The 12,655-nt window shown below is 48.3% G+C and carries 11 protein-coding genes; 8 read left to right on the top strand and 3 right to left on the bottom strand.

What is annotated here, in order from left to right; genetic code table 11:
* Positions 1-2: 2 nt before the first annotated feature.
* Positions 3-1,019, bottom strand: coding sequence for a ParB/RepB/Spo0J family partition protein (locus QQK89_RS11565; protein ID WP_284238723.1), 1,017 nt, complete (start codon positions 1,017-1,019; stop codon positions 3-5).
* Positions 1,020-1,143: 124 nt separating this feature from the next.
* On the opposite strand from QQK89_RS11565, the gene QQK89_RS11560 reads away from it, so the two are divergent.
* Together QQK89_RS11560 and QQK89_RS11555 are read left to right on the top strand one after the other, a co-directional pair.
* On the top strand, positions 1,144-2,154 hold the full coding sequence (locus QQK89_RS11560; RefSeq protein ID WP_284238722.1) for an SDR family oxidoreductase: 1,011 nt from the start codon (positions 1,144-1,146) through the stop codon (positions 2,152-2,154).
* Between the two features lie 131 nt (positions 2,155-2,285).
* Complete coding sequence (locus QQK89_RS11555; RefSeq protein WP_284238721.1) at positions 2,286-3,635, top strand: YheC/YheD family protein; 1,350 nt, start codon at positions 2,286-2,288, stop codon at positions 3,633-3,635.
* A gap of 48 nt (positions 3,636-3,683) precedes the next feature.
* Here the strand turns inward: QQK89_RS11555 and QQK89_RS11550 are convergent, their stop codons facing one another.
* Positions 3,684-4,517 (bottom strand): sugar phosphate isomerase/epimerase family protein, encoded by an 834-nt coding sequence (locus QQK89_RS11550; RefSeq protein ID WP_284238720.1) that lies wholly within the window; start codon positions 4,515-4,517, stop codon positions 3,684-3,686.
* Positions 4,518-4,682: 165 nt separating this feature from the next.
* Here QQK89_RS11550 and QQK89_RS11545 point away from each other — a divergent pair, with 165 nt between their 5' ends.
* From QQK89_RS11545 to QQK89_RS11530, 4 genes are all read left to right on the top strand, one after another.
* Positions 4,683-6,251, top strand: a complete 1,569-nt coding sequence (locus tag QQK89_RS11545) for an MDR family MFS transporter (protein ID WP_284238719.1) — start codon at positions 4,683-4,685, stop codon at positions 6,249-6,251.
* Between the two features lie 6 nt (positions 6,252-6,257).
* A complete protein-coding gene (locus QQK89_RS11540; protein WP_284238718.1) occupies positions 6,258-6,875 on the top strand; it encodes a PadR family transcriptional regulator in 618 nt (205 codons plus the stop codon).
* A 298-nt stretch (positions 6,876-7,173) separates the two neighbouring features.
* Positions 7,174-8,259 carry a glucosaminidase domain-containing protein gene (locus tag QQK89_RS11535; protein WP_284238717.1) on the top strand — a complete coding sequence of 362 codons (1,086 nt, stop codon included), beginning with the start codon at positions 7,174-7,176 and terminating at the stop codon, positions 8,257-8,259.
* Positions 8,260-8,343: 84 nt separating this feature from the next.
* Positions 8,344-8,859 (top strand): LysM peptidoglycan-binding domain-containing protein, encoded by a 516-nt coding sequence (locus QQK89_RS11530; RefSeq protein ID WP_284238716.1) that lies wholly within the window; start codon positions 8,344-8,346, stop codon positions 8,857-8,859.
* A gap of 54 nt (positions 8,860-8,913) precedes the next feature.
* Here QQK89_RS11530 and QQK89_RS11525 read toward each other — a convergent pair whose 3' ends face one another.
* Positions 8,914-10,077 carry a hypothetical protein gene (locus QQK89_RS11525; RefSeq protein ID WP_284238715.1) on the bottom strand — a complete coding sequence of 388 codons (1,164 nt, stop codon included), beginning with the start codon at positions 10,075-10,077 and terminating at the stop codon, positions 8,914-8,916.
* Positions 10,078-10,186: 109 nt separating this feature from the next.
* Between QQK89_RS11525 and QQK89_RS11520 the strand changes: the two genes are divergently transcribed.
* Entirely contained in the window at positions 10,187-11,203 is a 1,017-nt protein-coding gene (locus QQK89_RS11520) for a VanW family protein (RefSeq protein WP_284238714.1), read from the top strand.
* Complete coding sequence (locus QQK89_RS11515) at positions 11,196-12,437, top strand: TolB family protein (RefSeq protein WP_284238713.1); 1,242 nt, start codon at positions 11,196-11,198, stop codon at positions 12,435-12,437. Before QQK89_RS11520 ends, QQK89_RS11515 begins: the two co-directional genes overlap by 8 nt.
* The last annotated feature ends 218 nt before the right edge of the window (positions 12,438-12,655 follow it).

Below are 12,655 nucleotides of genomic sequence, written 5' to 3'. Positions count from 1 at the left end.
TTCTATTCCGCGTGAGCTAGCGCTTTGAGTTTGTCGATCTCGTCGACATGCGTGCGCAGCTGTTCAAGCAAGACATCCATGCGTTTGATAATGGCATTTCGTTCTACCGGCGGAAGTTGCTGCAGAGACTCAAGGGTAAAGATTGAAAGGGCAGGAATAATGTCCTTCGATAATTGCTCGAGCTTTTGTTCCATCCTGTCATAAGGGCTTGTTGGAGCAGCCGCATGCGTCACGGATTCCTCTGCCGAAGGTTCATCTTTAACCTTGGATGCTTTTGGCGATTTAGGTTCGACCGGCTTCGCTTTCTCCGCTTTGTTATGCTGTTGGATCGACCATGTCTCGAGCAGCCCCGGTCCGGATTTGTACAATAGCTTGTCCTTGGTGGAAGCAGAGATGTCTTTGTCCTTGAACAGCTTGGCGATTTTCTTCACATCGGTGGCTGGCATTTCATCCCTTGCCATAATAAGCGCGAGCGGATCCCGGTGTTCCATCGGCAAATCCTTGAGCGGAAGAAGCTGATCTTCGGTCAAACGGTCTTTCTTGATCTCCGTACCGCCAATGATCAGTCTGCGGACCGCTGCACCGAATTTAAGAAGCTCGCATTTGTTCTTTATGTACGATTCCGGCTTGCCAAATTTGCTGGCGAGAAATTTCACGGAGCGGCTAAACTTTGGATCGGTCATCAGCTTGTTGAAAGCTTCGGCTTCTTCAATGGGAGAGAATCCTTCCCGGGTCAAGTTCTCGGCAATTTGCTCTAAATAAATGTCCTGTTCGTCAGTCATGTTCGTTACGATGCACGGAATTGTAGCGAGGCCAAGTCGCTTGCAGGCTTTATAACGGCGGTTGCCATAAATGATCTTATATCTTCCGCCTTCGATGGTTCTGACTTTAATAGGGGAGAGAAGGCCGATTTCCTCAATATTACGCATCAGCTCGGCCAAAGCCTCTTCGTCAAACTGGTAGCGGGGCTGGTCCGTATCCTCGTCAATTAAGGTTAAGGGTAGTTGTGTAATATCCATCACGATTCTCCTATTCTATTGTTCTGTTTCTCTATTATACCTTAAACAATTGCTCCCGTTGCGTTTAAGCTTTAAACTGTTAATGTCAAAGCGAGGCAAATCATAGGGTAGAGGAGCGATTCAAATGAAAGTATTGTTTATCGGCGGTACGGGACTGATCAGTCAAGCCGTGTCAAAGCTGGCCATGGAAGAAGGCGTTGAGCTGTATTTGTTCAACCGGGGCAACCGAGATGGATTGGTTCCGAAAGGCGCACGAACCATTGCCGGTGACATCCGTGATCCTAAGGCTGCAGCTGCGGCGCTGGAAGGTTATGAATTTGACGTTGTTGTAGATTGGATCGCTTTTACGCCTGAGCATATACATAGCGATTTGGAGCTTTTCCGCGGTCGGACCAAGCAGTTCATCTTTATTAGTTCGGCCTCTGCCTATCAGAAGCCGCTTGCGCATTATATCATAACCGAGCATGCTACGCCGCTAGAAAATCCTTATTGGCAATATTCCCGGGACAAAATCGCCTGCGAGCAGCTCTTGATGAAGGAATACGAGGCTTCCGGGTTCCCGGTCACGATTGTGCGTCCCTCGTTCACGTATGGGGATACGATGATCCCGGCTTCGATGAATAGCTGGTCGCATCCGTGGTCGCTTGTTGAACGTATGCGGCAAGGCAAACCGATTATTGTCCATGGCGACGGAATGTCGCTCTGGACGATGACGCATAATTCAGACTTTGCCAAAGGGTTTGTTGGACTGCTCGGCAACCCTGCAGCAATTGGTGAAGCGTATCATATTACTTCCGACGAAGTGTTGACTTGGAATCAAATCTACGAAGCGATTGGAGCGGCCGCCGGCGTACAGCCAAATCTTGTCCATATTTCTTCGGACTTCTTGATCACTTATGATCCGGAACTTGAAGGCGGTCTGCTTGGCGATAAAGCGGTAAGCGCGGTGTTCGATAACAGCAAGATTAAGAAGTTAGTGCCGGAGTTTACGGCAACGGTTCCTTTTGCAGAAGGAATTAAGCGGACGGTTAACTGGTTTGAAGCCCATCCCGAACGTTGCGGAGAAGATGAGGCTTGGAATGAACAGATGGATCGCATCATTGCCGCGCATGCATCCGGGATGAAACCGGAGTAAACTTTGACTTTGCAACAGCATTTTCCTAGCGGAGAATGCTGTTTTTGTTGTGGGCCGTTAGGCGTTTGCCCGTGTTCCCCCGGACATTTGCCCCATAGTTTATAGAAGCAGGATAGAGGGGGAGCTTTAACATGTACCAAGAATCGCTTGTCGAGGTAACATTCAGCAATAAGCAGTTGAAGGATCAAGTAGCGATTAGCCGCGGTTTGATGGAAGACTGGCGATTAGAGCCACAGGCGAAAGTTAAGATCGGGATTGGTCCGCTTGCGGTTTGGGCTGAAGTTGCGATGCTTGATAGCGGAAAACCCCAAATCATCTTATCCAAACTCCATAATAGCAAGCTCGGCATAACAGGGCGATGTACGCTTTATGCGTACCGCCAAGACGACATGATCAGATTGGGCCCAGTAGTTGGCGTTGTTATGAATAGCAGCAAAATCCAATCAATCGGCAATCATTTTCTCCGTTCGCAAACGCCCAAGCTTCCGATGCTATTATATAAATTCATTCCCTCCGATATCAAATGGGCGAGCCGCAAAGTGAACGGAACGTTGCTCGCGCGCAAGAAGAACCAATGGCGCAAAGCGTTGGTTCCGTTCCCGGACGTCATTTTCAACCAAATCAAATCCAGAAAAGCTTATCAGACACCTTTATATAAGCGTTTTTTCAAATACATGGACAGCTTGGACACCAAAATGTTCAACCATAACTATTTCGATAAAGGCGAAATGTACGAACTTATCTCCAATGACTCGCAGTTGAAGGCGTATTTGCCGCTTTCTTATGTCTCGCCAGGAATCGATCAGATTGAGGAACTATTGCGAATAACGCCATCCGTATTCCTAAAACCGCTTAAGGGGAGCGGGGGCAGGGGGATATATAAAGTAAGCAAAAAAATCGGTACTGCGCCTTATCTTTGCGAAGCGAAATTCGGGAATGTTCATATTCGAAAATCCTACGCATCGTTATCTCTATTGTTAAGCCATCATATCCAGAAGCTCTCGTCCTACCTGGTACAACAAGGCGTTGATCTGATGCGTTATGGGCCCGATCTGTTCGATTTGCGCGTACAGCTGAATAAAAACGGTGAAAATGATTGGGTCGTAACTGCCATCGGCGCAAACATAAATCATCCTAGTAAAATCACAACGCATGGCGGATGGGTCAAGACGGGAACTTATGTATTAAATGAGGCGTTCCAAGAGCGAGCACCGGATATTGAATCTAAAGTATTGTCGGTTTCCAAACGAATCGGATACGTGCTAGAGAAAGGGTATGGACATGAGCTTGGCGATCTGGGCATTGATTTAGGGGTGGACCGGGATGGCCGGGTGTGGATATTCGAGGCTAACAGCGCGCCGGGCAGACATATTTTCAAGCATCGCTTGTTAAAACCAATGCAGCGGGTATCGGATCAGACGATGATGGCGTATTGCCATTATTTATTCCGGAAGCAAAACGAGAACTATTTTACAAAGTAAAGGGATGTTCCGTATGCCTAGATGATGGCTTTGGAACATCCCCCGGAATTAAGCGGAGATATAATCGGCAGCGATCCGTTTCACGCGGTCCAGGCCTTCCCACATATCGCCCGGTCCATCGTAGATTAATACAAATGCGCCGTTAAAGCCTGCCTCGGAGACGGTATCCAGACATTTGCGCAGCTCCGCTTCATCCGGATATCCGTTCGTATCGTATTGCGGCTTCACGTGTACGGATACGCTCTGTGGAGTCGTGAGGGCAATCTCTTCGTATTTAAGCGGCCCGTGGAAATTGCCAAAGTCCGTAATCGTACGGGCTTGTTCGCCCCATGCGTCTAGCAGCTTCTTGCAGCTTGCGCCTGTTGACGTCAATGCTTTGAAGTTTTCCGTTACGACCGTAACGCCTACGGTGCGGCCGTATGCCGACAGTTCGGACAAGCTATTCGCGGAAGCAAAAATTGCCGCTTCATCAGAAGGCGCTGCTTCTCCCGCAACAACCCGGATTTGCTTAGCTCCGCACAAAGCGGCGATATCGATCCAATTGCGGATATATTCAACATCTGCGTCAGTCCTGCGCGAGCTGGCGGAAGTGATATCGCCATAATCAAGCAGCAGCGTATCCAACGACAAGCCGGCTTCCCGGAAGGCCAGTTTCACTTGAGCCAGATAATCAGGTTCCGTAGACGGGAAATGGAAGTGGCAGACTTCAACGGCTTGGTATCCCCGTCTTGCGGCTTCGGCAGGAAGCTCAAGCAAAGAATGAATCTGAGGCTGCTCTTGCACATTGGTTTGATGCTCGCCGGATTGTTCGTCCCAGACGGTCCAGCGAAGCGGTCCCAAGTTCCGGTGCAGGCTCCATGTACTTAACGATAGATATGACATAGTTATAAATCCCACCTTATCGAAGTTTTCTCTCTGCCATTATACACCAGACTTGCCTTACAAATAATTTATCTTTTCTGGGTTGAAATGAACTCAAATTTGAGTATAATAAGCTAGGGTATTCAAATTTGAGTACGGATAAATGACGATAGAAGGGAAGTTTATATGGACGCGAAAAAAAGTAGTGTCAAATTAGTCATCGCGGGCCTTTTGCTTGGCCTGTTTATGTCGGCGCTCGATCAGACGATCGTATCGACCGCGATGACCAGCATTATTGAGAAATTGGGCGGGATGGATAAATTCGTGTGGGTTTATTCCGCTTATATGATTGCGATGGTGGTCGCAACGCCGCTCTTTGGCAAACTGTCCGATATGTACGGGCGTAAACGGTTCTTTATTTCAGGATTGATCTTTTTCTTAATTGGTTCTATTCTGTGCGGTACCGCAACGGATATGACGCAGCTCATTATCTACCGCGCTATTCAAGGCATCGGCGGCGGTGCTATCATGCCGATTGTATTCACGATTATATTCGACTTGTTCCCTGCGGAGAAACGCGGCAAAATGATGGGTCTGTTTGGTGCCGTATTTGGCATCTCGAGCGTATTTGGTCCCATTATGGGCGGTGCCATTACGGACAATATCAGCTGGCGCTGGATTTTCTACATTAATGTTCCGATTGGTATCTTGTCTCTGATCTTTATTATGAAAGGTTATCAGGAGTCCAAGAGCCACCGGAAGCAAGTCATCGACTGGGCTGGTGCGATTATTTTATGCGCGGCCGTTCTGCTCTTGATGTTTGGACTTGAGCTTGGCGGTACCGACGGCTGGGCATGGGATTCGTTCAAAACGATTTCGCTTCTCGCCGGCGCGGGCATTCTCGCTGTTGTCTTCTTATTTGTTGAGAAGATGGCGAAGGATCCGATTATCCCGCTTAACTTGTTCAAGAAGCAGCTGTTCACCAGCAGCATGATGATCAGCTTGTTGTACGGCGGCATTATGATTTCGGTTGCTACTTATATTCCGCTATTCATGCAAGGCGTATTCCATCTGTCAGCTACAAACACAAGTACCGTCCTAACGCCGATGATGCTTGGGGTTGTGGTTAGTTCCCAGGTTGGCGGACGGGTAGCGAACAGATTCAGATTCCGCGATGTGATGATTATTTCGTCCATGGTTCTGATTATCGGCACCTATTTGCTTGGTTATGTCATGGATCCCTCGACTAGCCGCGGTCTTATTACCGTATTTATGGTTATTGTTGGTCTTGGCATTGGCGTATCGTTCTCGTTGCTTAATATCGCGACTTTGAATTCCGTTCCGCCGCAATACAAAGGTTCGGCATCGTCGCTTATTACGTTCTTCCGTACCATCGGTTCGGCGCTTGGCGTTACCGTGTTCGGCGCGATGCAGAAGTCCCATTTCCAGAACGCGCTGGCGGAAGTTCAAGGCATCAAGCCAGAAATGGCCGAACAAATTAAAGGCGGTCAGGCGTTGCTTAACCCTGTAACTCAGGCGAAAATGGGGTTGCCTGCTGATTTCGTAAACGTGCTGCTAGGCAAGTTATCCGATTCGATTCTATTCCTGTTCCAATGGAGCGTACTTCTGCCGATTCTGGCGCTCGTGTTCGCCATTCTGATGGGCCGTGCCCGTTTCGAGGCTGCTCCTAAACCTAATTCGGCTGCGTCCAAAGACGAAACAGGCAAACCTGAGCCGTCGTTCTCGGGGAGATAATCAGCCATGTCTATGAAGATGTTGATTCTGGGGCTTCTTATGGAACGGGACAGACATCCGTATGAGATTAGGCAAACGATTAAGCAGCGGAATTGGAACGAAAGTTTCAAGCTGCGCGACGGTTCGTTGTATTATGCCGTGGACCAGCTTCGCGATCAAGAGCTGATTGAAGCCGCGGAGATTGTGGCTGTTCCCGGAGAGAACCGTCCGGACAAAACGATTTACCGAATTACCGAAAAAGGCAAATCGGCATTGGATAAGCTGTTATATGAACAGCTTAACCAGGTTTCTTATCCGCAACATCCGGTATTCCTCGCTTTGGCGTTCATTCGTTACGGCGATCAGGAACGAATTGAACAGCTGCTTCTGAAGCAGCTGAAGGCATGCGAAGAGCGAATTAAAAGGATGGAAGTGGTTCTGGAAATCAAAGGGGTATTTTTGCCTGCCGGATCGCAAATGATGATCAAAGGGTTCAAACGATTTGGAGAAACCGAGAAGGAATTCCTTCTCGAACTATTGGAGCAAGCTAGAGACGGCAGTCTTCTAAAAGGGCCAACTTGGACGCTAGAACAGATCGAAGAGTATCAAAAGACCCATTTTACCCCTCAAATGTCGGAAGAATAGTACAAATAACGATGGAGAACCGCACAGCAGTGCGGTTCTTTTGTTTTTATTTTACTATTTTTCGCGGATGGAGTCATATAGATGCCATATTTTCGAGCAAGTAGTGCTTCAACCGATTCGGATGGACGGCATTTGCTTTAAATCCGCAATTTCCTTCAAAGTTCAACTTCGTTTCGCGACAAAAAAACAAGCGAGCCGCGCAGGATCTTTGACATGTTTTTCAAATCTTACTATGTACAATCTAACCTATACCAAGCAGGTATGTACGAATTACAAAAACGATGGAAGAGGTGTAACGATGCGTACAAAACTTAATTCAAAAGTGCTCGTATATGTACTTTGTATAGCTTTGTTCATGACCTTGAGCACGCGTTTTTTACCTTCAAATAAAGTTTCTGCTGAGGTAACGCCAGATTTCTCGCTAGCCCATCTTACGATCTCGGAAGGCAATATCGTAGTCAGTGATACGCTGGAGATGTTTACTCCGCAATTGCCTGACGCAAGTCAGATTAAACAGACGGAAAGGCAAGAAGCGACGCTTCCGGAACCAGAGCCGATCCCCCTCCCCGAAATACATAGCGCAATTGCGCAGCCCTCTGTAGAAGAACCAACCATCCCTACATATGAAGTAACCTCGTATTACCTCAATGTCCGCGAGAAGCCGGATGCTGACTCCAATATTATTCAAGTACTTAAGCAAGGGGATACCGTTAAGGTCGACCATGCAACGGACAATGGGTGGATCGCCTTACAGGATCAAGGATTTGTTCACGGCAATTATGTGAAGGAAGTTGAAGGGAAGAAAGAGAAGGCGGTTACAATTGCTTCGGCAGCAAAAAGCGCCGCGACGGAAATGCTAGCTGCCGTAAATCCTGCAGAGGTTGAAGAACCGCTTAACGATACGTTAAAAATATTACCCCACAAAGAGATTGTTGAACCATCCGAACCGGAAAAGCCAACTTCGTCGGTGGAATCAGATTCCGGCCTTACGGAAGAGCATATTGCAAAGTTGTTTGAAAAAACCGCTCTAGCCAATCATGGCTTGGAAGAAGCCGTATTGGATATTGAGGAGGAATACGGGATTAATGCTTACTTCACGATTGCCGTTATGAAGCTGGAAAGCGGTAACGGAAAAAGCACGCTCGCCAAGAAGAAAAACAATTTGTTCGGACTTAACGCCATCGACAGCGACAAATATAACCGAGCCTTCACCTTCGAATCAAAGGGAGACAGCGTACGCAAATTCGGCCAGCTGCTGGCCCAAAATTATGTGAATAAAGGGTACACAACGATTGATAAAGTGGCGAGAAAATACTGCCCGACCAATCCAAATTGGGCGAGCCTGGTGATGAACATTATGAAGCGCGATTATAAAAAGCTTTAACGTAACATGCCGGATAGAAGGAACCTTTTTGCCCATGATTCAATAAGTTATATAGTCAAATGACTATATGACGGAGGTAAGCTGATGGATAATCGTGGTTTTGTTCCTTTTGGCGGCGGAGGCTTTGGAGGAGGCTTTGGCGGAGGATTCCGTCCACCGTTCCGGCCATTCCCGCATCCGTTTTTCCCTGGCCGATTCTTGTTCCCGTTTTTCTTCTTCTCGCCGTTTTTCCCATTCATCCGGGATGATGACCGCAATTACTATTACGCGCATCATCAATGCCAAGCAGGAGATACGATGGAGCAAATCGCTCACGCGTACAATATTCCGAATTCGCTTTTGGAAGAAGCCAACCTGCATATCGCAAATCCGAAATCTTTGAATCATGGGGAAACCGTTGTAATCCCTCGGATCTCCAATATGTATTGCCATAAAACATACATGGATCTCCCGGCAAACGGATCGCTTGGCGCTCAAGGAAACGCTCAGCCGAACATGCAATCGAACATGGTAAGTCCAAACATGGTAAGTCCAAACATGGTAAGTCCCAATAATGCTAATCCAAATATGCATGGGACTTCCGTAAATGGCCCGTTCTAAGAAACAAACAAACGTCCGTCTCTTCGAGATCTGAAGAGAGCGGACGTTTGTCGTTTAGGAGACGGTTAGTTCCTTCAACTCCCATGGACTAATGGGGCTAGTACGTACATAACGGGAATGGAAGTAGACAAGTCTTTTGCCTCGCGAAGCATGCAGCGTCTCCGTTTCCATCTGAACCTCCGATTGCCAAGGCTCCTCTTGAGGAAGTTCGCGCCCGTCTTTCTTTCGGATATGTCGCCAATCCTGCTTTTGTTGCAACAAGGCTTCCGTTTGTTCGATCGGCAAACCTTCCGTCAGAAGCCGCACCATTTCAAACTCATCATGATGCAAAGCTTCGATTAGACTCTGAGCAAGCCGAAAGGGTGTAGCGTCGTCAAAATAAGAGCGGAGTTTGCCTGCCGCTTTGTAGACCATCAATTGATGGGGCAGATCGGGCGTCTCCGATTTGTGGGTGGAGCTGTTCAGGAAATGAACGCAGAAATGCCCCGACATGCCATTCCCCGGAATACCGTCGCCGCCATGCGGCATCCCGTTCATCGAAGCGGCAATTTGCTTGCCGTCTTTCTCCGCGATAATCGCTTTCCGGTCCCAAGTCCAGCCGTTATTGAAAATTTGCTTCATAATTTCCGTATCGTCCTTGGTGACGGGCTGAACGTCGGCATGATCATGTCCGGCTCTGCGCTGCACGCGAAACGACAGACCTGTCTCGATATCTTTGATGACAAATACCGCTTTGCGGGAAAAAAGCTTTTCGGCTTCTTGCCAATCGAGTAAATGACCATAGTGTTTTTCGCGCAAGGCAGCCGCAGATTTGTTCAGCTTTGCTGCCGATTTGTCTGAAATAGTCAACATTTTCATTTGCCGTTCATCCCATAACCGGCTGTTTGAATCCAACCGAAGCTGCATGCCTTGCCCGACCACGAAGAGATCGGTAAAGCGAGGAACCTCGATTGAAGATGAGAATGAAGCGGTGGGTAATGGTTGCCATTTTGGCCGTTTCACGGCATCGATAATGTCGGGATCGCTTATAGTTATATGATCCTCATATTGGGCGGAGGGACTTGTCTTAACGGATAACAGCAAGCCGGAGCTTACGCTAACCTCTTCTCTTGCTTTCATCGAAGCGGCATGCAGAGTCGTGTCAGGCAGCCATTCAACACTGGCCGTAATCAACATTAATCCGCATATTAGGGTGCGGCTAAGCTGCTTGAAAAGCATAATTTCCTCCTGTTTCTAAATAATTGAAGCGTCTGCGAACCATACTATCCCTTGTCCATTATTATTCTCAGCGGTAATGGGGCTTATGTGAGAAGAGGAGAAGTGAGGAATGGGATTTAACGGAATCTGGATAGCTGGTCTTGCTATCTTGCTGCAGCAGCCTGTACAACCCGTGCAGCCACCGCAGCCGAATCAACCGAATCAACCGAATCAAATAGAGGAAATGCAATTGACCATTGAGCACCGTGGGCAATCGCTTGCGCATGTGAAGCGGGAGGAGTATGGTCTTCCGGGAACTTCATTTCTGGATATAGGGAAATTCAACAAACTGCAGGCCAAGTTGGAAAAAATGATTAATGTTCCGCCTGCCAATGCCTATATTGGCGACAGGGGACAGCTTGTTCCGGAGAAGATGGGTTATCGGCTTGACCGCGATCAATTCGCAACGCAATTTTATAGTTATTTTTTCAATAACGCTCCTTCTACGATCGACGCACCGCTTTCTCTGGTTTACGCAAGAGTGGATAGCGAATTGCTGGCGAGCATTAAAGAAAAAGCAATTGGCAATTACGTCACGTACTACAACAGCAACAACAAAAACCGTTCCCACAATATATCGTTAGCTGCAAAAGCGATTTCTAATACGGTTGTTTTTCCGGGCGAGACCTTCTCGTTCAACAAGACGGTTGGACAGAGAACCGTCGAGAAAGGGTATTTAAGCGCGGGGGTGATCGTTCGCGGCGAGTTGTCCGAAGGAGTAGGAGGAGGCATCTGCCAAGTATCCTCGACCTTATATAACGCGATTGACAGTGCGGGCTTGAAGATTGTGCAGCGTTACTCGCATAGCCGGCATGTTCCTTACGTCATGCCAGGGCGCGACGCAACCGTCAGTTGGGATGGACCGGACTTCATGTTCCAGAACCAATATAATCAGCCTGTTCTCATTAGGGCATATGCCGGCAGCGGAAGGGTGTTCGTATCGGTCTATTCGTCGGAGCTCATTGAGTACAAGCATCGGGTTATTCCAAGCATGTCGAAAAAGCTTCCGGAGGAAATCGTCATTAAAACCAACTCAACGATACCGGAACATTCTTCTGAAGAAGAGGAGGGAATAGGCCATGAATAAGAAATTCGCGAGTATTTTATTTGCCATCGCCGTATGTACACAGGGAATCATGGCTACAGTGGCTTCAGCGGATGGGCAGCGGGAAACCATTAAGGCGGGATATATCCAAAGCAATAATCTGTGGCTTGCCCTCGAGGAAGTTCAGAAGCCCCTTACGAAGCAAGAATATATCCGAAGCCCGCAATGGTCGCGGGATGGGCAATGGATGACTTTTCTGCGTAATGAGAACCGGCCTGAAGTGTGGACCTATGAAGAGGCTAACGGCGGAATGCGCAAGATCGGAGAAGGGTCCAACGTCAAATGGGCTCCAAACAACAACCGGTTGGCTATCTTGTCGGGCAGAGTGCTTAACGTGGCCGCTGCTAACCGGCCAGGCTCCCTGGAGAAGGTCATGGACAATGCGGGCGAGTTTTCCTGGTTGCCGGATGGCAGCGGCCTGCTTGTATCTACGCTTGCCGAACTCATGCCGGACGGTAAGTGGTCGCCTGTCGAGTTGTATGTCGTTAAGCCTGATGGAACAACCGGAACTTGGAGCAAACAGCTGTTGTACCGCTTGCCGGGGCAATCGGATGATTTCTTTGCGGTACAGACTAGCCCGTTCAAGTGGTCGCCGGATGGAAGCTGGATTGCTTTTATCGCGAAACCAACCGCTTCCTTGTCCGCGGATGCAAATACGCTTGTTTTGCTGTCCTCGGACGGACAACACTTTATAAAGGCCGGACAAATGTTAGCCTATGACAACTGGTTCCAATGGGCACCTGCTAGCGAGAAGCTGGCTTTTGTCGAAGGTACGGGCAGGGAAGCTACATCGAATAAAAAACTGACCGTTATTGAGGATATCCCTTCCTTGCAGAAACGAGTCTATACGCCGGGCGGTTACGCGGATAATGACTTTACTTGGAACGGTGAAGACGCCATAATCGTATCACGCCGGAAAGATGCTCCGTGGTCCAGTGACGAAGAAGACCGGTCATTGCCTCATCTTGCGAAGGTTGATGTCCGAACCGGCCAGTCCAAGCCTCTAACACGGGGGATTGAAGGATACGGCGATTATGCTCCCGTCTTGCTGAAGGACGGAATACTTGCATTTATTCAGGCCGGACAAGGTTCTGCTCAGGTCAAGTTGATTAAGTCGGGAAGCAAAAGGCAACTTACCTGGATTCCCAAGCTGATGGTTGCCGAAGATTATTACGGCAGGGCGGACTGGAGCAAGGTCATTGGATATGGGAAATAAGAAAAAAGGCCGAAACCTTGACGAACAAGGTTTCGGCCCTTTTTGGCATCAACGGATGCTAGCCTGTCGAAGGGCTGTTCGGAACATGGCCTTTTTGGTTGCGGTTCCTGTCCGTTGAGCCTGCCACGTTATTTTCAGCTTCTAACGAGTTGAACTGCAGTGCATGCATTTTACCCTGGAAAGACCGTCGTTTATTATGCGACATCTTAATCATTCCT

It is taken from the genome of Paenibacillus glycanilyticus, from assembly GCF_030161375.1.
In the GTDB taxonomy this organism is placed as follows: Bacteria; Bacillota; Bacilli; order Paenibacillales; family Paenibacillaceae; genus Pristimantibacillus; species Pristimantibacillus glycanilyticus_B.
The sequence above is the reverse complement of the archived record's forward strand: the minus strand, read 5'-3'. Positions and strand labels throughout refer to the sequence as shown.

Bases quoted from the DNA above. Each gene is read 5' to 3' on its own strand.
- QQK89_RS11565 (WP_284238723.1), bottom strand. From the start codon at position 1,019: ATGGATATTACACAACTACCCTTAACCTTAATTGACGAGGATACGGAC.
- QQK89_RS11560 (WP_284238722.1), top strand. From the start codon at position 1,144: ATGAAAGTATTGTTTATCGGCGGTACGGGACTGATCAGTCAAGCCGTG.
- QQK89_RS11555 (WP_284238721.1), top strand. From the start codon at position 2,286: ATGTACCAAGAATCGCTTGTCGAGGTAACATTCAGCAATAAGCAGTTG.
- QQK89_RS11550 (WP_284238720.1), bottom strand. From the start codon at position 4,517: ATGTCATATCTATCGTTAAGTACATGGAGCCTGCACCGGAACTTGGGA.
- QQK89_RS11545 (WP_284238719.1), top strand. From the start codon at position 4,683: ATGGACGCGAAAAAAAGTAGTGTCAAATTAGTCATCGCGGGCCTTTTG.
- QQK89_RS11540 (WP_284238718.1), top strand. From the start codon at position 6,258: ATGTCTATGAAGATGTTGATTCTGGGGCTTCTTATGGAACGGGACAGA.
- QQK89_RS11535 (WP_284238717.1), top strand. From the start codon at position 7,174: ATGCGTACAAAACTTAATTCAAAAGTGCTCGTATATGTACTTTGTATA.
- QQK89_RS11530 (WP_284238716.1), top strand. From the start codon at position 8,344: ATGGATAATCGTGGTTTTGTTCCTTTTGGCGGCGGAGGCTTTGGAGGA.
- QQK89_RS11525 (WP_284238715.1), bottom strand. From the start codon at position 10,077: ATGCTTTTCAAGCAGCTTAGCCGCACCCTAATATGCGGATTAATGTTG.
- QQK89_RS11520 (WP_284238714.1), top strand. From the start codon at position 10,187: ATGGGATTTAACGGAATCTGGATAGCTGGTCTTGCTATCTTGCTGCAG.
- QQK89_RS11515 (WP_284238713.1), top strand. From the start codon at position 11,196: ATGAATAAGAAATTCGCGAGTATTTTATTTGCCATCGCCGTATGTACA.